The sequence below is a fragment of the Thiocapsa imhoffii genome (assembly GCF_016583985.1).
GTDB lineage: Bacteria > Pseudomonadota > Gammaproteobacteria > Chromatiales > Chromatiaceae > Thiocapsa > Thiocapsa imhoffii.
In genome coordinates this window covers 245060-265391 of record NZ_NRSD01000003.1, presented here as the reverse complement: position 1 = coordinate 265391, position 20332 = coordinate 245060, and the positions used below count along the sequence as shown (strand labels likewise).

15 protein-coding genes and 1 tRNA gene are annotated in these 20332 nt (G+C 63.4%); 5 read left to right on the top strand and 11 right to left on the bottom strand.

The genetic code is table 11. The features are described from left to right. Positions 1-42 precede the first annotated feature (42 nt). From CKO25_RS05145 to CKO25_RS05135, 3 genes are all read right to left on the bottom strand, one after another. Positions 43-129: transfer RNA gene (locus tag CKO25_RS05145), tRNA-Leu, on the bottom strand. A 155-nt stretch (positions 130-284) separates the two neighbouring features. Further along, positions 285-728, bottom strand: a complete 444-nt coding sequence (locus CKO25_RS05140; RefSeq protein ID WP_200386849.1) for a tetratricopeptide repeat protein — start codon at positions 726-728, stop codon at positions 285-287. Positions 729-947: 219 nt separating this feature from the next. Beyond that, positions 948-1787, bottom strand: coding sequence for an inositol monophosphatase family protein (locus CKO25_RS05135; RefSeq protein WP_200386848.1), 840 nt, complete (start codon positions 1785-1787; stop codon positions 948-950). Positions 1788-2117: 330 nt separating this feature from the next. Between CKO25_RS05135 and CKO25_RS05130 the strand changes: the two genes are divergently transcribed. From CKO25_RS05130 to CKO25_RS05120, 3 genes are all read left to right on the top strand, one after another. Then, positions 2118-3617: a mannose-1-phosphate guanylyltransferase/mannose-6-phosphate isomerase gene (locus tag CKO25_RS05130; RefSeq protein WP_200386847.1), complete on the top strand. Its 1500-nt coding sequence runs from the start codon at positions 2118-2120 to the stop codon at positions 3615-3617. Between the two features lie 275 nt (positions 3618-3892). Then, positions 3893-5779 carry a DNA topoisomerase IV subunit B gene (gene parE, locus CKO25_RS05125; RefSeq protein ID WP_200386846.1) on the top strand — a complete coding sequence of 629 codons (1887 nt, stop codon included), beginning with the start codon at positions 3893-3895 and terminating at the stop codon, positions 5777-5779. A 200-nt stretch (positions 5780-5979) separates the two neighbouring features. Continuing rightward, a complete protein-coding gene (locus CKO25_RS05120) occupies positions 5980-7098 on the top strand; it encodes an FIST signal transduction protein (protein ID WP_200386845.1) in 1119 nt (372 codons plus the stop codon). A gap of 81 nt (positions 7099-7179) precedes the next feature. On the opposite strand, the gene CKO25_RS05115 is transcribed toward CKO25_RS05120, so the two are convergent. Further along, positions 7180-8856 (bottom strand): cation:proton antiporter, encoded by a 1677-nt coding sequence (locus tag CKO25_RS05115; RefSeq protein ID WP_200386844.1) that lies wholly within the window; start codon positions 8854-8856, stop codon positions 7180-7182. A 16-nt stretch (positions 8857-8872) separates the two neighbouring features. Further along, complete coding sequence (locus tag CKO25_RS05110; RefSeq protein WP_200386843.1) at positions 8873-9568, bottom strand: YceH family protein; 696 nt, start codon at positions 9566-9568, stop codon at positions 8873-8875. A 229-nt stretch (positions 9569-9797) separates the two neighbouring features. Here CKO25_RS05110 and CKO25_RS05105 point away from each other — a divergent pair, with 229 nt between their 5' ends. Further along, positions 9798-14309, top strand: a complete 4512-nt coding sequence (locus CKO25_RS05105; protein WP_200386842.1) for a hypothetical protein — start codon at positions 9798-9800, stop codon at positions 14307-14309. Between the two features lie 86 nt (positions 14310-14395). Here CKO25_RS05105 and CKO25_RS05100 read toward each other — a convergent pair whose 3' ends face one another. The 4 genes from CKO25_RS05100 to CKO25_RS05085 all read right to left on the bottom strand — a co-directional run bounded on the left by CKO25_RS05100 (position 14396) and on the right by CKO25_RS05085 (position 18903). Further along, positions 14396-14869, bottom strand: a complete 474-nt coding sequence (locus CKO25_RS05100; protein ID WP_200386841.1) for a hypothetical protein — start codon at positions 14867-14869, stop codon at positions 14396-14398. 107 nt (positions 14870-14976) lie between these two features. Then, a complete protein-coding gene (locus tag CKO25_RS05095; protein ID WP_200386840.1) occupies positions 14977-15504 on the bottom strand; it encodes a protein disulfide oxidoreductase in 528 nt (175 codons plus the stop codon). Between the two features lie 76 nt (positions 15505-15580). Continuing rightward, entirely contained in the window at positions 15581-17755 is a 2175-nt protein-coding gene (locus CKO25_RS05090) for an alpha-amylase family glycosyl hydrolase (RefSeq protein ID WP_200386839.1), read from the bottom strand. 32 nt (positions 17756-17787) lie between these two features. Then, a complete protein-coding gene (locus CKO25_RS05085; RefSeq protein ID WP_338115067.1) occupies positions 17788-18903 on the bottom strand; it encodes an AI-2E family transporter in 1116 nt (371 codons plus the stop codon). Between the two features lie 131 nt (positions 18904-19034). Between CKO25_RS05085 and CKO25_RS05080 the strand changes: the two genes are divergently transcribed. After that, positions 19035-19538 carry an acyl-CoA thioesterase gene (locus CKO25_RS05080; protein ID WP_200386838.1) on the top strand — a complete coding sequence of 168 codons (504 nt, stop codon included), beginning with the start codon at positions 19035-19037 and terminating at the stop codon, positions 19536-19538. 102 nt (positions 19539-19640) lie between these two features. Here the strand turns inward: CKO25_RS05080 and CKO25_RS05075 are convergent, their stop codons facing one another. Then, a complete protein-coding gene (locus CKO25_RS05075; RefSeq protein ID WP_200386837.1) occupies positions 19641-19937 on the bottom strand; it encodes a hypothetical protein in 297 nt (98 codons plus the stop codon). Beyond that, positions 19834-20292 carry an AAA family ATPase gene (locus CKO25_RS05070; RefSeq protein ID WP_338115069.1) on the bottom strand — a complete coding sequence of 153 codons (459 nt, stop codon included), beginning with the start codon at positions 20290-20292 and terminating at the stop codon, positions 19834-19836. The genes CKO25_RS05075 and CKO25_RS05070 overlap by 104 nt, the downstream gene beginning before the upstream one ends. Between the last annotated feature and the right edge of the window lie 40 nt (positions 20293-20332).

The window sequence follows — 20332 nt, the reverse complement described above, 5'->3', positions numbered from 1 at the left end:
ACAAAAAGGGGTTAGGCTGTTCGCCTAACCCCTTGATTTTTTTGGTACCGGGAGCCGGACTCGAACCGGCACGGTGTTGCCACCGTCAGATTTTGAGTCTGATGCGTCTACCAGTTTCGCCACCCCGGCAACGCAGCACGAGAGTATACGCCGCTCGGGCGAACTTGGGTACCCCTTCCAGCCCTTCGGTATTCGCGATGCGTGCAGGCGCGGGCCGGACATGGGTCCGCCGCGCTCTGACCGAATGGGGCGCGTGGTCATACATCGAACTTGTACGCCCAGCCTCAGCGTTCATCAAACCCGGCTAAGCGATAGAGCCGGTTCGCCTCTTCGAGATCCTGCTCGACGCCATGTCCTTGTTCGTACATCATCGCTAAGGTCGTCAATGAGCCCACGAGCCCCTGGTCAGCCGCTTTCTTGAACCAGGCCACTGCCTTTTCGGGATTCTTGTCGGTGCACTCACCTTCCATGTACATGAAGGCGAGACCATGTTGGGCGAGCGCGAGGCCGGCCTCGGCGGCGCGCTTCATCGAGGTGTAGGCGAGGAGTGGGTTCGGCAGCATGCCGAGACCGTTTTGCGCCATGATGGCGATGCGGTACTGCGCATCAGGGTTACCTTGTTCCGCCAACGGGCTCAAGAGTCCAGCGGCCCGCGAAAACTGTTTGTATTCGAAGGCGGTGATGCCACTTGAGAGGGCCATATCCTGATCGCTAATCTCTTCGGTCATGTCTGCTGTCCTCGTGCAGTCTGGGATGGATGGTGACTGATTGGGTTGGACTGGGTTGGCTGTCTGGTCAGTGCCGACTGGTGCGACAGGGCGGTCACGATCGGACTGCATGGCTGCCGCTGTGCGTGGTGTTGTGCCTGGCCGGACGGATGGCGCTGGTCCGGGCTCGGGGTTGAGTCGATCGGATCCGCATGTCAGGTCCCGCGCGCGGCGAACTCCTCAGGCTGCGTCCTCGAAAGGCAATTCGATGAAGTCCAGCCAGGTTTTCAATAAGCCTTCATTCGCCGCGGCGACCGCGAGCCTGGGTTCGAGGCTGATCGCATCATCCTGCGTGATTCCGTCACCGGCGTAGAGTGCGGACGCAGCGCCTGCCTCGCTGGCGATCAGGCGTCCAGCGGCATAGTCCCACAGCCTCTGGCCACCATGCAGATAGAGCTGGAAGCGACCCGCGGCGAGCCAACACCAGTCGAGTGCGACGGAGCCGAGGTTGCGCTGCGAGCGGAACCCACCGGGGCGAAAGAGTCGAGGGATGCGTGATGGCGGTAGGCGTTTCAGATCCACCATCGCCAGACCATCGCTGAGTTGATCGCTAGTCGCAACAGGACGGATGGTGACCCCGTTCAGGAAGGCTCCCTCGCCCCTGATCGCGTGGAAGCATTCCTGACGCACCGGGTCGAGGATCATGCCAAACCGGCTTGCGCCGTGCTCGAGGTACGCGATCGAGATGGCGAATCCAGGGAACCCTAGGGCATAGTTACTGGTTCCATCCAAGGGATCGAGGATCCAGACGCCGTGCTCCCCCGCGGCGAGCAGGCGATCCTGTTGCGCGCGCTGCATCTCCTCGCCCAACAGGGGGGTGGTCGGATGCCGGCGCGCGATCGCGGCGGCGATCCGGGCTTGGACCGCGCGATCCGTTTCCGTGACCAGGCTGCCATCGGCCTTGTGAGCGGTTGGCGATGCGCTCATCCCGCCGTCTTCGCAGCGACGGAAGCGTGGCAGGATTTCGGCCGTCGCGGTTGCCTGCAGGATCTCGCGGATTGAATCCGGGTCTGGTGTCATCGTCGTTGTCCCATCCGTTCGCTGGGGCGCATTGCGTCGTCCCGATTCAAGTCATTGAATTGGATCCGGGCAAAACGCGCGCAATCAGGCCAACCATATCGCGGCCATGGCGCGAAAGTGAGGGACAATGGGCCAGATGCAACTCGTTGGCAGGGTGTGGGCGCGGCCGCTTGATCAGGTCACTCCAAGTCTCCCGCGTGATCTGGATTCATGCGTCGGCGCGGTTTGCGATAATCTTGAGGCTGTGATGAGGCGTTGGTTGCTGCGACTGGACGCCCGGCCTCAAGGGTCTTTCCCTACTCCCCTCATAGTCTTGTAAGGAGCACGACGATGTTGCTACAGCCTGTCATCCTGTCTGGCGGATCCGGAACCCGGCTGTGGCCGCTCTCGCGTGAGTCCTATCCGAAACAGTTCCTCTCGCTCACGAGCGAGCACACCATGTTGCAGGAAACGGTGCGTCGTCTCGATGGTCTGGCCGATGAGCACCCGCGTGAGGCCATCGGATTGTGCGATCCCATCGTCGTGTGCAATGAGTCTCATCGGTTTCTGGTCGCGGAACAATTTCGGGTGATCGGGCGACGGACGGCCGACATCATTCTCGAACCAAAGGGCCGAAACACGGCCCCAGCCTTGACCCTGGCCGCGTTCGCGGCGACGCGTGATGGCGCCGATCCGATTCTCCTGGTGATGCCGGCCGACCACACCATCCGTGACGAGGTCGGATTCCGCGCCGCGGTTGCTGATGCCTGTCAGGTCGCCGCGGCGGGGTTCGTCGTCACCTTCGGCATCGTCCCCAGCAAGCCCGAAACCGGCTATGGTTATATTCGTCAGGGCGCGCCCTACGCCCTGAAGGACATCCAGGATGGTCGTGCCCATCGCGCCTTTAGGCTCGATGCCTTTGTCGAAAAGCCCGATGCGCAGACCGCCTCGGCTTATCTTGCGGCGGGTCAGTATCTCTGGAATAGCGGCATCTTCGTAATGAGGGCGTCGCTCTGGTTGGGTCTGATCGAGCGGTTTCGCCCGGAGATTGCGCGCGCCGCGGGCGATGCCTACCAGTCCTCCCAGGTCGATGGCGACTTCCGCCGCGCCGATGCCGACTGTTTCGCCCGTTGCCCCAGTGACTCGATTGACTACGCGGTGATGGAACCCTTGGCGAGCGCGGCGGACACGGACCTGCCCGGCGCGGTGGTCGTGTCACTGGACGTCGGCTGGTCGGACGTGGGTGCCTGGTCCGCACTCTGGGAGGTGCGAGAGCGCGATGCGGCTGGCAATGTCCTCGACGGCGATGCCTTTGTTCACAATGCCCGCAACAACCTCTTAATCGCGCATCATCGAATGTTGGCGGCCATTGGGGTCGAGGATCTGATCGTCGTCGAAACCCCGGATGCGGTCTTGGTCGCGACCCAGTCGAGTGCACAGGATGTCAAGGCGGTCACGCAGTTCCTCCAGCACGAACACCGCAACGAGCATCGTCACCATCAGCGGGTCCACCGCCCCTGGGGATCCTACGAGGCGATCGGCGAGGGTTCGCGTTATCAGGTGAAACGTCTAATCGTGAAACCCGGTGAGTCACTCTCGCTGCAGATGCATCATCATCGCGCTGAGCACTGGATCGTGGTCTCAGGCACCGCACGCGTCACCTGTGATGACCGCACCTTCCTCCTCACCGAGAATCAGTCGACCTACATCCCCATCGGCTCATCCCATCGCCTTGAGAATCCTGGCACCATTCGTCTGGAACTCATCGAAGTGCAATCCGGAAGCTATCTCGGCGAAGATGACATCGTGCGGTTCGAGGATCGGTACAATCGGCGGCAGGGCGAGTGTTGAGTCGCGTCAGGTGTGGGGTCCCAAGCCACCGTGCAGACCGCGACGCCTGCCCCGGTTGTGATCCTTGATCCCATTTCGCGCTATGATCCTGGCCCTTCCTAGAGGGCGGCTCGACGTGGCGCTGGGTCAGCCGCGGTCTCTCCCGCGAGAGCCTTGGCGGATGTCCTGGCCCGAATCCGATGACGCCGAGCCGTCATCATGACGGCGCGGGGTGCGGCATCCTCTGCTATCCATGATTTTTCTAGCCCACGACAAGGGATCGTTCAATCGCATCCATGACCGGCAATTACGACGCTTCAGCCATTGAGGTCCTGAGTGGCCTCGACCCGGTGCGCAAACGCCCTGGGATGTACACGGATACTAGCCGCCCGAATCACCTGGCCCAAGAGGTGATCGATAACAGCGTGGATGAGGCGCTGGCCGGCCACGCGCGCCGCATCTCGGTGGTGCTGTTCGCCGACGGTTCGCTCGAGGTGAGTGATGACGGGCGTGGGATGCCGGTCGACATCCACCCGGAGCAGGGCTTGCCTGGCGTTGAGGTGATCCTGACGCGGTTGCATGCGGGTGGAAAGTTCAACGCCAACAATTACCGGTTCTCCGGGGGCTTGCATGGCGTGGGCGTCTCGGTCGTGAATGCGCTCTCGCAACGGCTTGAGGTGTGGGTGAAGCGGGGCGGGCATGAACACCATATGTCCTTTGCCGGCGGAGAAAAAACCAGCGCGCTCGTGCGGACGGCGGCGGTCGGGCGCGCGCAAACGGGCACGCGGCTGCGTTTCTGGCCTGATGCGGGCTACTTCGACAGCCCGCGGTTCGCGGCGCGACCACTCATCCATCTACTCCAGGCAAAGGCGGTGCTCTGTCCTGGGTTGGAGGTGCGCTTCCGTGACGAAGTGGCGGATGAGGAGCACGTCTGGTGTTATCAGGATGGTCTCGAAGAGTATCTACAGCACGCCCTTCAGGGCGCCGAGACGCTGCCGCGCGAGCTCTTCGTGGGTGATCTTGCGGGGACGAACGAGGCGGCGAACTGGGCGCTCGCCTGGCTCCCCGACGGCGGCGAGCCGGTCGCGGAGAGCTATGTGAATCTCATCCCAACCGTTCAGGGTGGCACCCATGTGAACGGTCTGCGCTCGGGCCTCACCGAAGCAATCCGTGAGTTTTGTGAGTTTCGGAATCTGTTGCCGCGTGGCGTGAAGGTGGCACCGGAGGACGTCTGGGGGCGTCTCAGTTATATCCTGTCCGTGAAGCTGATCGAGCCGCAGTTCTCGGGGCAAACCAAGGAACGGTTGTCCTCGCGTGAGTGTGCGGCGTTCGTCTCGGGGGTCGTGAAGGACGCCTTCAGTCTGTGGCTCAATCAACACGTCGCCGAGGGCGAGCGCATCGCCGAATTGGTGATCGGCGCCGCGCAGGCACGCCTGCGCGCCGGTCGCATGGTGACGCGTAAGAAGGTGACGCAAGGGCCGGCACTCCCAGGGAAACTGGCCGACTGCACGACCACCGATCCGGAACGCAGCGAGCTCTTCTTGGTCGAGGGTGACTCGGCGGGCGGCTCGGCGAAGCAGGCGCGTGATCGTGAGTTCCAAGCCATCTTGCCCCTGCGGGGGAAGATCCTGAACACCTGGGAGGTGGATTCCGCCGAGGTTTTGGCCTCGCAGGAGGTCCATGACATTGCCGTGGCGATCGGCGTCGACCCGGGTAGCGATGATCTCGCGCGGCTGCGGTTCGGCAAGGTATGTATCCTTGCCGATGCCGACTCCGATGGCGCGCACATCGCGACCTTGCTCTGCGCGCTCTTTCTCCGGCATTTTCGACGTCTGGTGGGCGAGGGCCATGTCTTCGTCGCGATGCCGCCACTCTATCGGATCGATGTCGGTCAGCAGGTCTTCTATGCATTGGATGACGACGAAAAACGCGGCATCCTAGATCGCATCGATGCCGAGAAGATCAAAGGCAAGGTCAACGTCCAGCGCTTCAAGGGACTGGGTGAGATGAATCCCATGCAACTGCGCGAGACGACCATCCACCCCGATACCCGGCGCCTGGTCCAACTCACGGTTGAAGCCGAAGAGGACAGTATCAATCTACTGGATATGCTACTGGCCAAAAAACGGGCAACCGATCGGCGCGCTTGGTTGCAGGAGAAGGGCGACCTGGCGGACGTGTAAGAACGCCCACTGGTTCCTCATCTCGAACGCTATCCCCACTTGCTCATGACCTACCCGAGATGACGCCCGCGGGTTTCTCCAGCGGATCGATCAGATTCGATTAGAGGTCAAACATCACCTCGCCGTCGTCCGCCGGGCTGGGTCTATGAAGACTGTCCAGATGGCGACCATTCATCACCGGGTTTCGAGGAGATCAGGATATGACTGCGTTTCGCTTTGGTCATGCCGCAGCGCCCGATTGGCGTGTGGCGCTCGATCAGTGTCTCACGCGCATCGGTCAGGTTCCCCCGACGGCGACGCTGGGTTTTCTCTACACTACCGATGCACTCAGCGATGACCTCGCCGAGATCCTGCGGACTCTTCGTGATGCCACTAAGATCCAGGATTGGGTCGGCTGTGTCGGTCTCGGCATCTGCGCGACCGGTGCCGAGTACTACGAAGAACCGGCGATCGCGATCATGCTGGGCGAGTTCGAACGGGACGCCTTTCTGGTCTTTCCGAGTGTCACTGATGATCTTGTGGACTTCGATCGCCGTCATCGCGACTGGATCACCGCACAACGCCCCTATCTCGGTCTGGTCCATGGCGATCCCTCCAACGGCCAGATCGAGAGCCTGGTCGAACAGCTCGCCGCGCGAACCACCGCCGAATTCCTGGTCGGTGGTCTTGCGAGTTCGCGAGCAGACGCCCTGACGATCGCCAATGGCGTGACGCAAGGTGGGATCTCCGGGGTGCTGTTTGCCGAACGGGTTGGCCTCATCACGCGCTTGACCCAGGGATGCTCGCCAATCGGTGCTCATCACCGGATCACCGAGGCCCAGCGCAATATCGTGATGCGGCTCGACGGCGAACCCGCGCTTGATGTGCTGAAACGCGATATCGGTGAGGAGTTATCACAGGACCTGTCCCAACTCGGGGGGCTGGTGTTTGCCGGACTGCCGATCCAGGGATCGGATACGGGTGACTATCTGGTCCGCAATCTGGTCGGCATTGATCCCAACCACGGGCTAGTCGCGATTGGTGACCTGGTTGAGCCGGGCCGTGAACTCATGTTCTGTCGCCGTGATCTCGAGACCGCCCGCGAGGATCTCGACCGCATGCTCGAGGGCCTCAAGGCGCGTTTGAGCGCACCACCACGCGGCGGGATCTATGTCTCCTGCCTTGGGCGCGGGGTCAATCTGTTCGGACCCGAATCGGCCGAGCTGCGGCAGATTCAAGCCGCCCTCGGCGAGGTGCCGATCGTGGGCTTCTACGCCAACGGCGAAATCTCGCAAGATCGACTCTATGGCTATACCGGCGTCTTAACGCTCTTCACCTGAGCGCCGCCGGCCACGGCTGCAGTTCGGCATCGCGCGGGCGCTTGTCTGGATGTTCCGTGCCCCGCGCCTGACGTGTCTCGGTCAGGGTCGGGATCTCTCGATGTGTGTGGATGTCCCGGCGTGTTTGCGCATGATCTCGATGATGTTCTCGGCGGCGAAATCGACCGCGTCGCGCACGGGGTAGAGGATGATGGGCGCCCCGGCAAGCCAGAGTTGTTGGCCCTGCTGATCGTCGCGCGCGACGATCGCGATCTCGCCGGTGAAGCCACGCTCGGCCAGGGCATAGAGCAGGACCCGGTTGGAGTCCACGTCGGGCAGGGTGCTGACGATCCAGCCGAGCCCAGTCAGCGGGAGTGAGTCCAGGAACGAGGGGTCATGGCCATCGCCGAACCGCACCGGCAAGCCATCCCCGGCCAGACGTCGAATCAGATCAGGGTCGCAGTCCACCCCCAGGACTTCGAGGTCAGCGTTGCGCAAATGACGCGCCAGACGCAAGCCATACCGTCCCAGCCCGAGTACCAAAACCTGTGGTGCCACCTGGCTGTCGCCAGACTCAGCGGTATTCACCTCCCGATAGGGATGACGTCGCTCGAAGAGTCCGAGCACGGGGGCTAGGAACCGATAGAGCGGATGTGAATAGAGGATCATGTAGGTCGAGAGCGTGATGGTGATGACGCCGACGAGCGTGGTGAGACCCAGCGCCTCGCCACTGATGTGTCCAAGACCAATGCCCATGGCAACGAATACGATGGAGAACTCGCTGATCTGCGCCACCGTCAGCCCGGCCAGGAATCCGGTGCGTTTGCGATAGCCCATCACTCCCATGATCGCCATGACGATCAGGGGATTGCCGATCAACACGAAAAGTGACAGAATCAGCGCCGATCCGATCTCCGCCCCCAGGGTCGAGAAGTCGAGTTCGGAGCCGAGATCGATGAAAAAGAACAGCAGTAAGAAATCGCGAATCCCGGTGAGCCGGGCACTGATGGCCTCGCGATAGCGCGTCGAGGCGAGCGAGAAACCCGCGAGGAAGGCCCCCGCTTCTTGCGAAAAGCCAACCCACTCGCCGAGTGCGGCGAGTCCGGTGCCCCAAGCGATCGCGAAGATCAGCAACAGCTCTTGCGAGCGCGCCACGCTGTGCAACACGACCGGCAGCACATAACGCATCATGATGTACATCAGGGCGGCCGCGGCGGCGATGCGCCCGATCAGCGATGCGGCGACCTCGATGGCGGGGGCGTCCGAGCCACTGCCGAGCGCGCTCATCGCCATCATGGCGAGTACCACGGCGATGTCCTGCACGATCAGGAAGCCAATCGCGATCCGGCCATGGAGCGTGTCCAGCTCTCCCTTATCCGAGAGCAGCTTCACGATGATGATGGTGCTTGAGAAGGTCAGGGCGACGGCGACATAGAAGGCCTCGGTGACCCCCTTGCCGAGTGCGAGAATGATGATGAAGCCGAACACGATGGTGAAGGCGAGCTGCCCGAGGCCGGTTGCCAGGGCGACGGTGCCAATGTCGCGCACCCGGGTCAGATCCAGTTTCAGACCGACCACGAACAGCAGCACGGCGACGCCGACCTGTGCGAGGACATTGATCTGATCGTGCGAGCGCACCAGATCGAACCCCGCGGGTCCCACGGCGATGCCAACGACGATATAGGCAATGAGGACCGGTTGGCGCAGCCGCACGGCCAGCGCGGCCACCACCGCGGCGATGGCTAGGAGTGCGGCGAGTTCGGCGAAGGGGTCGGCCATCGCGCGTGACCCTTGGCTAACGCCGTTCCGCGGGGCCAGTCACCGACTGCAACTGCTCGATCTGTGCTCGCAGCTCCGCGACCGCGCTCTCCAGGGCCGCAAGTCGGGCCTCATGGCGCTGGAACTTGGATTCGGCGGGTCTGGATGCGGATTCCTCATCGCGCGCTGGCGCGATCGCCTCCGGCCGCGGCTGACCACAGAGAAGGTGGGCAAAGCGCTCCTCCCGATTGCCAGGTCGAAGCGGCAGTTCGGTCACCAACGGGCGGTCACCATGCATCATCGACTGCAGGGTGGTGGTCACCTGCTCGAGATCCCTGAACTCGGCTAGACGTGCGGTATTGGTGCGCAATTCACCAACCGTCTGGGGGCCCCGCAGCATGAGCACGCACAGCAGTGCCTGTTCTTCACGGCTGAGCATGAAGGTGCCAACCATCTTGTGGTCGTAGCGCTCGGTCCGACCGGTAAAACTGGCGTGGATCAGACCGCGATCGCGGAGCTGGTTGACCAGGTGACCGACCTCGCCGGGCGTCATGTTCATCACCGGATGGCGTGCGCTCTTCTGATTGCAGGCGCTGACGAGACCGTTCAGGGTGAGCGGATATTGATCCGGCGTGGTGCGCTGTTTTTCCATCAAGGCCCCAATCACACGCGCTTCCTTTGCGCTCAGCATGGCATCAGTTGAAACGGTCTCGGATGCGTCATCGCTCGACATGATTGCGACCTCATTCGATGGTGGTTGGATGGCAGCTTGCGCGGTGTTGATCCGCCCGCACGGTTGGCGTTCAGGTCGGCCACGACGGTGCGGTTGATCCGGGGCGGTCCGCGCTGGTGACAGCTCGTCTGCACCGGCGGGATCATACCGCGCAATCCCGAATGCAGACCAATCGTGTGGGGGACAAACGACGCCGGCAATCGGGTCCGTGCAGGGGCATCGAGGCGACATGGACGAAGGCGAGGTTGAGAGCGACAATCGCTCACGACACCTCGATGGATCGATCCAGGCTGGCGCCGAGGGCAGGCGTCCCAGGATGTCCAGCGGGCCGGGTTTCGTGGTCATGACGATCGCATGCATGCGGCGCCTGACGCGGCCCGAGGCCATCACTGCGACCCAGGACAACATCATGACCGGATTTTCGCGATGTCTTCCCCTCTTGCTGCTCGCGGTCGTCTCATGGCCCGCCGGCGCGGTGGCCGAGGAGGTGACAGAGGTGACAGGGGTGACGCGCCCATCGGACCTCGTAGCGGACCCCGTGGCGGACCCGATGGCGGATGCAGCAGAGCGAGCCGCCCGCTCGGACGCCCTGTCTGAGCAGGGGATCCCCGCGGCACTGCGGCCTTGGATTCCCTGGGTCCTGGAACGCGGTCCAGCGGGTCGGGATCAGCGGGCCTGTCCAATCGCGCCGCTCGACGCTGCTCCAGTATGTGCCTGGCCGGGACGTTTGGAATTGAGGATCGATGAGCGGGGTGGGTCCTTCGCCATCGACTGGGAGGTGCTCGCCGAGAGCCGCGTGCCTCTGCCAGGTGATGCGCAGACGGCCTGGCCGTTGGAGGTCATGTCCCATGGGCGTGACCTGCCCGTGGTCATACAGGACGACCGCCCGAGCGTGACGCTGGAGCCGGGCTGGCAGCGGGTGACCGGACGCTTCCTGTGGGATCACCCGCCCGATGCACTCGCGATTCCGCCCATGATCGGACTGATCGAGCTGGAACGCGATGGACACCTGGTCCCGGTTCCGGCCCTGGATCAGGACCGCCGGATCTGGCTCACAGAACCGCGCGGGCCAGAAACAGCGCGCGCGGGTGATCAACTGAATGTGGAGGTCGCGCGACGCATCACGGATCGTCTGCCACTCGAGGTTCTGACACGCCTGCAGCTTGAGGTCTCCGGTGCGGCTCGTGAGATCCGGCTTGGCCCGGTTCCGCTGCCGGGTGGCATTCCCTTGCGGCTAGCGAGTCCGCTCCCGGCACGCCTTGACGAGGACGGCAGCCTGCGCGTTCAGGTCCGGCCCGGACGCTGGGAGCTCGAGGTCACGACCCAGCATCCCGGAGATGTCACGACCCTGTCGCGTGCGCCCGCCGCCGCACCCTGGCCGGTACAGGAGATCTGGGCCTTTGCCGCTGAACCAGCCTTGCGACGGGTGGAGCTGACCGGCCTCACCGCGGTCGATCCTCGCCAGACCGGTCTTCCGCATGACTGGATGCAACTGCCGACCTTCATGGCCGGCCCGACGGATCAGCTCACCCTCGCCAATGCGGTCCGAGGTGATCCCGACCCGGGGCCTGATCGGCTGCGGCTCGAGCGTCATCTGTGGCTCGACTTTGATGGCAAGGGCTACAGTGTCCAGGATCGGATCGAGGGTGAACTCACACGGGGCTGGCGTCTCGATGCTGGCCCCCGGCTCGACCTGGGTCAGGTCCGAATCGATGGCGAGCCCGTGCTCATCACACACCGCGACGGCGAGGCGCCACCCGGGGTGGAGGTGCGCCGCGGGCGGCTCGATCTGGTCGCCGATGCCCGTCTCGACGCCATGCCGGGCCAGGTCCCGGCCGCTGGCTGGGCGGTCGATTTCGAGCGGGTCCAGACGCGGCTCGATCTGCCGCCCGGCTGGAAGCTCTTGATGGTGCAGGGCGTGGACAATCTACCCGACACCTGGGTCGGGCGCTGGACCCTGCTCGATCTCTTCCTAGTGCTGATCGTGGCGCTGGGCATCGGGCGGATCTGGGGATGGGGTTGGGGACTCGTGGCGCTCGTGACGCTGGGTCTGACCTGGCAGAGTGACGGGGCACCCCGGCTGGTTTGGCTCAATCTGCTCGGTGCCGCGGCCCTGCTGCGCCTGCTCCCACTGACCACGGCCAAGAGCGGTCTGCACCGGCTACGGCTGCTGGTGTCGAGCTATTTTCGTCTCAGTCTGTTGGCGCTGGTTTTGATTGCGTTGCCGTTTCTGGTCACCCAGGTCCGCGACGGACTCTTTCCACAACTGGAGCGTCCCGCGATGACGCTGCCAGGGCAAGCCGCGCCTGGTGTCGGCCTGCGCGCCCCCATCCTCAGCGGGGTCGCAGCCGGCGTCAGCGCACAGCGAGAGCGGATCGCCGCCAGTGCCGATGAACTGTCCAGTGAGATCGATACGGTGACCCGGAACAAGCAGGCCGTGCCGCTGGAGCGCCTTGATCCCACTGCACAACTCCAGACGGGGCCGGGGATTCCGCAGTGGGGATGGAACCGGTACGAGCTGCGCTGGACGGGTCCGGTTGGCGCACAGGACCAGGCGCGCCTGTGGCTGTTGAGTCCGTTCTGGAACCTGCTCATCAGTTTGATAGGCGTCATCCTGGTGGTGGTCCTGGGGCTGCGTTTAGCTGGTGTTCTCGGTGATCCCACGCCGGGACACCCGCCCGGCGGGAATGACGCTGTCCCGAGCTCGGGTCCGGGTCCGGTACCGCGTGCCGCCCTGCGCGACAGTGGCCTGCGGTTGGTGTGGGCTCCGCTGCTGTCGGGGCCAGTGCTCGCGGCGCTTGTGCTCGGTGTGCTCTGCGGCAGTGGTCCCGCGAGTGCCGACCCCTTTCCGAGCCCGTCCTTGCTCGATGAACTCGAGGCGCGATTGCGGGCGCCACCTGAATGCCTGCCGCACTGTGTCGAACTTGCGTCCATGCGCCTCAGCGCAAACCCTGAGCGGCTGGTCATTGCGTTGACGATCGACAGCGCGGCGGCGGTCGCCACCCCGATCCCCGGTGGGGCAGGGGGCTGGTCGCCGGAGCGGATCGAGGTCGCGGGTGAGCCGCGCGAGACGCTCTTGCGCGATTCATCCGGACGGTTGCTGCTCGCGCTCGGGGCTGGACGGCATCAGATTCTGCTCGAGGGTTCAGTGGCGACCCGTGATCAGGTCGAGATCCTCTTGCCGATGCCACCGCGGACACTGGCGCTTCGTATTGAGGGTTGGGAGTTGGAGGGACTGGACGCGAATGGCCGACCCGGCGAGCAGATTCGGCTCATCCGACGCGCCGAGACGCCCCCGAGCGGGGTGGAGGAGGTTTCGCTCACGCCTGGTGCGCTCCCGCCGCTGCTACGGGTTGAGCGCACGCTGCGGTTTGGGATCGACTGGCGGGTCGAGACCCGGGTCGAGCGCCTCTCCCCGAGTGATGTCCCGGTCTTACTGCCCATCCCCTTGCTGCCGGGTGAAGCGGTTCAGACCCCGGGTATCCAGGTCGAGCGGGGAGCCGTCCTGGCCGACCTGCCGAGTGGTCGCAGCCAGATGCGCTGGACCTCGCGACTGGATCCTGTCACTGAGTTGTCTCTCACCGCCTCACTGGACCCGCGCCTGAGTGAGGACTGGCGTCTCGATGTCAGTCCGCTCTGGCATCTCGAGTTCTCCGGTCCGGCGCCCATTCACCGGCTCGGTCCGGCGGATCGCTGGTTGCCGAACTGGCGCCCCCTGCCGGGGGAGACCCTGACCTTGTCCCTGTCGCGGCCGGTGGCGGTTCCCGGTCCGACCCTGACGATCGATCGGGTCGGGATGCAGGTCGAGCCCAGCCACCGGGGGACGCTCGCGACCCTGACCCTGGCGCTGCGCAGCAGCCAGGGTGGTCGCCATCTCATCCGGCTTCCCGAGCAGGCCGAGCCGGTTGCCTTGCGACGCGATGGGCAGAGTGTCCCGCTACCGGACACGCTGCCCGATTGGGAATTACCACTCACCCCGGGAGCCAGCGTCGCGGAGATCGTCTGGCGCCAACCGCAAGGGCTGTCCTGGTTTGAGTCACCCCAGTTTCCGGATCTTGGTGCCCCCGCGGTGAACCTCAACCTCAGCCTGCGACTGCCCGAGGATCGCTGGGTGCTCTTAACCGGTGGGCCACGCATGGGACCCGCGGTGCTCTTCTGGGGCGTGCTGCTGGTGCTCGTTGGGTTGGCCCTGGTCTTGGGACGTAGCCGGCTGACGCCGCTGCGGATGCACGATTGGTTGCTGCTCGGAATCGGCCTGAGCCTCGCGCACCTCTGGGTCGTGCTGCTGGTGATCGGCTGGTTGTTCGCACTCGGTTTCAGACACCGGCTGGATCCCCAAGCGAGTCCGCCCTGGCGTTTCAATCTCGTGCAGATTGGACTCATGATGTTGACACTGGCTGCCCTGGTGGGCTTGCTGAGCGCAGTCCAGCAGGGTCTGCTTGGCCCCCCCGCGATGCAGATCATGGGGCATGGATCGAGTGCGACTCTGCTGAATTGGTATCAGGATCGTGGTGGCCCACTGCTCCCGGAGATCTGGGTGCTCTCGGTGCCCATGTGGGTCTATCGCGCGCTCATGCTGGCCTGGGCCCTGTGGCTTGCCCTGCGGCTCCTCGACTGGCTGAGGTGGGGCTGGCAAGGACTCTCCACGCCCATGCTGTGGCGCGAGACGCGCGTGTTGGGTGCGCAACCCGACAAGACGCGGACCGGCTCCGAGCGGGATGAGATGCGTCTTGACCTGTGAGCAGGGTCCTGCTCACAGGCCTCGTCTCAGGCTGCACACCTGATCCGGCCGAGGTCGCCCCGGGCCCGGTGATCACCGTCGCGGCATCACTGCGCGGGTGCGAGTCCGAGTGCGATGCGCAGGGATGGCGCGTCGGGAATGAAGCGAATCGCTTCGATTTGGCCCCCATTAAGCTCGATCAAGGTGACGTTCGCGGGCTCCCGCGGGAGCATGGCCGTCTCCTCCGACTCCCGTCCAAGCAACATCGGGTAGGGGCGTTTGCGCATCTTCGGCAACGCGATCAAGCGGGTCACCATGCCCGGCATGGCGCTGATGTCGGCGACATAGAGAACCCCCGCCGCCGCGAGCGTCTCCGCGGTCTCGCCCTCGAGCGCGGTTTCGACCTGTGAGGACATGTCGCGCTCTGCGCTGAAGATCAGCACGCGGGTCTCGTCCTGCACGCTGTGCGGGACATCATGCTGGTCATTCAGTGTCAAGACCAGGGGGGAGCCGACCTCCAATGTGGCCGCGGTCAGCGACACGGGGATCAGGAGCAGCGAGAGAGCAGTGATCAGTTTCATGACAGGTTCCGAAGCGGTTGAGTCGAGCGCACCCTACCGCTTCGATGGCCTACTCTGCAACCGAAGCGCTCGAGTGCGCACGGGTAGCGGGTCGCATGTCCCGGCCATCAGTCCGCGGCCATCCAAAGACGCAGGCGCAGACCCGGCTCGGTGCTGAGTCCCACGCCGCGGAAGCTGATCCGCCCCTGCGCATCGATCACGAATGCGCTCGGCACCCCGCTGACGCCCCAGTCGCGAGCGATGGTCCCGCTGGGGTCTGGGATGACCCGGTAGTCATGCCCGGATTCCTGCATGGCCGCCGTGAGTTCTTGCATCCCTCCTGACTGCATGGCGATGGTGATGACTGGATAGTCATGGGCAATCGTCTGGATGGAATCGGCCATCAGGACGCACACCGGACACCAGGTCGCCCAGAAGTAGACGAGGACGGGGGTGCCGCGAAACGCTTGCAGCGTGACCTGGTGGCCATTCAGATCGCGCCCCTGGAGCGCCGGGGCCTCGCCACTGACCAGCGGTCGGGCCTTCCACCATTGCACCGCGACAATGACCAGGATGACCAAGAGGAGGTTGAACGCCCAATCGCGCAGGCGCGCGCGCATGGGCGTGCTGGTCTTGGGGCGAGGCGTGCTGGACATGGTGCGCTGGCAGGACGAATGTAGGTTGATCCAAGGGGTTGCTCGGCACCCTGTGCAGGATGATGGCGCGCCGCGGTTACCTGAGATACAGACCGTCCTCACCGATCTTGCCAGGTCCGTTGAGGACATAGATGCCCGCCGAGTTGGCCTTCACGTGAAAGACCAGCCGGCCATCGGAGCGCAGTTCGTGTCCGGTGACGGCATCACGATAGAGACCTGGACGCACGCCATCGATCCCGATCTCCTGGCTCGCGCCGATGGCGAGACCAACCACCACATAGCTGCCGCTGGGCTGATCCTCGCGCACGAAGCGCATGCCGTGACCCCATTCGGCTAGGTGACTCAGCCGCGCCTTTTGGAGCGCCGGGATGGCCCGGCGGATCTGGTTGAGACGTTTGATGTGACGGTAGATGGGGTGCGCTTGGGTCTCGGCGAGACTCTCGTCGGTGAGATGATCGCCAAAGTAGGCACGTCCAGTCTGATGCAGGGTATCGCGTTCGCCCTCAACATCCTGCGGGGCCCCTTTCATGAACTCGATCTCTTCGCCGAAGTAGAGGCAGGGGATCCCTCGCACGGTCCAGATCAGGTTGTAGGCCGCCGCGGCCATCCACTGCTCACCCTTGAAACGGTACTTGAAGTCGTTGTCCGGACCCACGTCGTGATTCTGTAGGAAGGTGACCAACTGCGTCACATCCCCATAGATCCAATCCATCCCGAGGATCTGCGAGGTTCCTTCGTAGGTGCCCTTGCTGACGGTATCGCGAAAGGTCGAGAACAAGCCGAAGTCGAGCTGCGGAAAACCAGAATCTCCACCGGATTCGGGATCCCGTGGGTCGCTCCCCAGCCGGGTATACCACCAGGGTCGGATCTGTGAGGGCCCATTGTCACCACCACCGAGATCGCCCCAACCGTAGCCTTTGACCAGGTTTTCGCCAAACACGAACAGGTCGGGTTTGTGGGCCTTCCAGGCGTTGATGTATTCGAGCAAGGTCTCGCGCTCGATGTGTTTGACCGTATCGATGCGCAAGGCATCGACGCCCATGTCCAGATAACGCTTGATGGCGTTGATCAGATAGTCCTTGACGTTCTGCCGCTCGGTGGCGAGATCGATGCAGTCACCCGCGAGATGTTTGTGTTGCAGCGGGTAGGCACTCTCCCAGTCACCGCCACAGATGAACCCATCCTGGTGATACCAGTGTGGGTCCAGATCCTGAGGATCGATGCCGAAGAAGCGCCCCGGGTCATAGCCAGGTTTGGGCAGGGTCTCGCCGGTCTTGGGATCGATCAGGGGCTCGATGCCCTCGGGGTCACGCGCATGACGCTCACGAAACCACTCGGGCGCGAGCGGGTTATCGATGTCATCGCGATTGGGCCAGGCGTAGTTGCCGAGATGACCCTGGTAGGGACCATGATCGACTTGTCCCTGTTGCGCGCCCTGTGGAACATAGTATTTGATCGGCAGATGATCGATATGGACCTGACCGCGAATCCCATATTGAGATGAATGGTTCACGACCACGTCCTGGATGATCTTGATGTCGCGGGCATGCGCGGCATCGATCAAATCCTGATAGGTGGCGTCGGGTGACTCCAGCCGCGGGTCGATCCGCGTCCAGTCGTAGGGATGGTAGCCGTGATAGTCGAGACCAGACCGATTCTCGACCGGTGGGGTGATCCAGATGGCGGTGAAACCCAGATCGCGCAGATAGTCCAGACGCTGGATCAAACCCTTGAAGTCGCCGCGCCAATGGGGATCGACCGCGCGTCCCTCCGCATCGAATTGGATACGGTCGCGGCAGAAGAAGTTGTTCGTCGGGTCGCCATCATAGAAGCGTGTCGTTAAGAGAAAATAGATGGTCTCTTCGCGAAAATCGTGCCGCTGCGCGAGCGGCCGTGGCGCCGTGTCGACAACCTGCGCTGGGGTGATCGGGGGTGGCGTCGCCGTGGGGTCTTGCGACTGTGGGTGTTGCGCGCGCGTCGGTTGGTGGTCATGCCAGCGATCCTGACGGTCGAGCCATCCGTCGCGATCGCGCCAGAGATCCGGGGTTTGATGACCCTCGCCGTCCGTGAAGACGAGCTGCGTTGCCGTCACCCCCACCAACCGCAGGTGATACCAGCCATCCTCGCCCGGCTCCATCGGCTGGCCCGGCCAGGACGTCGTCAAGCCATTCGGACGAGCATCCCAGCAGTGAACATAGAGTTGTTTGCCCCACTGGGGCCGGCGTTCGAACGAGAGTGTCAGGTCGGTCATCCTAGGAATCTCCTTGGCGAGTGCGGGTCGGCTCAGGATGCGGGGTCGGACTCGGTGGACGAGGACGCGGGCTTGGCCGAGCGATCGAAGTGATCATGCAGCCAGACGAGAAAGAGCTTGTAGCCGAGGACGAGGATGACCGCGCCGACGAACAGGCCGATGATTCCAGCGCTCAGGAATCCACCAATGGCGCCCACGAAGACCACGGCCATGGGAACATCGACCCCGCGCCCGAGCAGGATCGGCTTGAGGATATGTTCGAGGCTGTAGACGAAGAGGCTCCAAACCAGGAAGGCGATGAAGGCAAGCGTTCCGAGGTGGAAGAAGGCGTATACGAGCATCGCGATGGTGATCGGCAACAGGCCGATCTGCACGATGCAGAGCAGGAGTGCGACCAGGGCCCAGAGCCCCGCCGCGGGCACGCCGATCGCGAGCCAGCCGAGGCCCGCGAGCAATGACTGGATCAACGCCACGCCGAGGATGCCACGGGTGACACTGCGGATGGTCGCGCCAGCCAAGGTGGCGAACTCCAAGCCACGCTCGCTCGCGATGCGCCGCGCGAACAGCTCGCTCGCGCGCTGTCCAGCCTCGGCGTTGGCGAGCAGAAAACCCGCGATCAGGATCGCGATGATGATATGGATGAGACCGATCCCAGCACCGCCGGCCACCCCAAGCGTCCAGTGGACCGCGACGCTGATCTCAGGTTGGAGTTCCGTGAGCAGCGACTTGATATTCTCGGTGCCATCGGTCCAGATGCGATCCAAATCATCACCGATCAGGGGCCATTGCGTCACCGCTTCGGGCAAGGGTGGAATTTTGAACGATTCATGCATCAAGAGGTTGATGATGTGATGGATCTCACCGACAAGTGACGCACTGAGCAAGATGGCCGGAACCAAGAGCAGTAGGAAACTCAAGAGGGTCATGATCACGGCTGCCAAGACCCGTCGTCCTTGCAATTGATGCGTCAAACGGAGATAACCTGGGTACAAGCCAATGGTGATGATCACGGCCCAGAGGAAGGGAACGAGGAAAGGCCGCACGATCTCGAAACACCAGGCGACCAGGACAGCGATCAAGGCAATCCGGATGAAGGCCTCGACCGCACGGTCCATGAAGACGCGATGATCATCGGGTATCTCTCGCACGCAGCACCTCCGTATCCAGTTCCGATTCGGGATTCAGTGGGGTCATAAAATGTGCCTGATGATAGCGCTGATGGGGAGCCATCGCGACCACCCACCCCGCAATCGCAGTGGAATTCTGATCACAGCCGGCCATGGACACACAGAATAAGACACTCACGATGACGCTGCTGATGACACCCGATATGGCGAATTTCGCGGGTCATGTCCACGGCGGGGCAACGCTGAAGTTACTTGATCAAGTCGCCTATGCCTGCGCGGCGCGCTATGCCAATCGCTATGTGGTGACCCTCTCGGTCGATCAGGTGTTCTTTCGCCAGCCGCTGCGGGTCGGCGAACTCGTCACCTGTCTGGCATCGATCAACTACACTGGCAACACCTCGATGGAGGTCGGGATTCGCGTCATCGCCGAGGACATCATCCACAAGACCACCCGCCACGCCATGACGTCCTATTTCACGATGGTCGCGGTCGATGACCAGGGACGCCCCGTGAAGGTGCCCGTGCTCCAGATCGAAACACCCAACGAACGTCGCCGCCACGAAAGCGCCGCCCTGCGGCGGGAGTTTCGACGCGAGATCGAGCGGCGCAACGACGAGATTCGGCAGGTGCATAAACGTCGGGCGGGGGAGTCATGACAGCTGCGACCAATGCGCAGTGAGCGCATCACCAAGCCGGATTTAGCGGCAGCCAACAGCAGGTGGCGACGAAACTCGTCGTCTCGGCTCAAGGGATGTACCTCACGAGTCCTTCCCACCTTCGTCGGCCCGTTCATCCGCAAGGATCTCGTCGAGGATTTCGTCGGCCAGCGCGGCCTGTGCCTGAATCTCCTCCTTGGACAAGGTCGTTGCGGGCTCGGGCTGTCGCCCGCGGGCCATTGCATTCGCGAATAGCTCGAAGTAGGGATTCGGGTGCGTGCGCGAGATCCCCAACTCATTGAGCTCGTCTGCAAGCCGCATGAGCTCCTGCTGCTCGCCTTCGCTCATCTGGGTGAACTTGACGCGTTGGCCTTCGGTTCGCTCGACGGTGACCCGCACCTCGTCGATCAGGTCGCAGAGGAAGAGGCTCTCCAGGTAGCCGAATAGGGTCTTCGCGTCTTCTCCCGGCTCCCTTAGTGCCCTCAGCTCCTCCTCGTTCTTGAGGAAGACTGATCGTCAGGCGCTTGCCTGTGCGCTCCGGGTCCGCGTCGACCTGAATGCTTTGCTCACGGCAGACATCGTTCAGCTGGTAGGCGAAGGACGGCGCGCCGCCTAGCTCCAGCTCGCGGAAAATCTCGACGATGGCCTCGACGAGGTTCGACTTTCCGGTCCCGTTCCGCCCGAGCAGGACCGTGGTCGGCCGGGATTCGTCGAAATCGATCTCGAACCCGCGCAGGTTGCGATAGCTCGGGATGACGAGGCGGTCCAGCCTCGCGCAACGGCCTCCAGCATCC

Excerpts from the sequence above, each read along its gene's own strand:
- CKO25_RS05140 (WP_200386849.1), bottom strand. The coding sequence starts at position 728 with ATGACCGAAGAGATTAGCGATCAGGATATGGCCCTCTCAAGTGGCATC.
- CKO25_RS05135 (WP_200386848.1), bottom strand. The coding sequence starts at position 1,787 with ATGACACCAGACCCGGATTCAATCCGCGAGATCCTGCAGGCAACCGCG.
- CKO25_RS05130 (WP_200386847.1), top strand. The coding sequence starts at position 2,118 with ATGTTGCTACAGCCTGTCATCCTGTCTGGCGGATCCGGAACCCGGCTG.
- parE (WP_200386846.1), top strand. The coding sequence starts at position 3,893 with ATGACCGGCAATTACGACGCTTCAGCCATTGAGGTCCTGAGTGGCCTC.
- CKO25_RS05120 (WP_200386845.1), top strand. The coding sequence starts at position 5,980 with ATGACTGCGTTTCGCTTTGGTCATGCCGCAGCGCCCGATTGGCGTGTG.
- CKO25_RS05115 (WP_200386844.1), bottom strand. The coding sequence starts at position 8,856 with ATGGCCGACCCCTTCGCCGAACTCGCCGCACTCCTAGCCATCGCCGCG.
- CKO25_RS05110 (WP_200386843.1), bottom strand. The coding sequence starts at position 9,568 with ATGTCGAGCGATGACGCATCCGAGACCGTTTCAACTGATGCCATGCTG.
- CKO25_RS05105 (WP_200386842.1), top strand. The coding sequence starts at position 9,798 with ATGGACGAAGGCGAGGTTGAGAGCGACAATCGCTCACGACACCTCGAT.
- CKO25_RS05100 (WP_200386841.1), bottom strand. The coding sequence starts at position 14,869 with ATGAAACTGATCACTGCTCTCTCGCTGCTCCTGATCCCCGTGTCGCTG.
- CKO25_RS05095 (WP_200386840.1), bottom strand. The coding sequence starts at position 15,504 with ATGTCCAGCACGCCTCGCCCCAAGACCAGCACGCCCATGCGCGCGCGC.
- CKO25_RS05090 (WP_200386839.1), bottom strand. The coding sequence starts at position 17,755 with ATGACCGACCTGACACTCTCGTTCGAACGCCGGCCCCAGTGGGGCAAA.
- CKO25_RS05080 (WP_200386838.1), top strand. The coding sequence starts at position 19,035 with ATGGACACACAGAATAAGACACTCACGATGACGCTGCTGATGACACCC.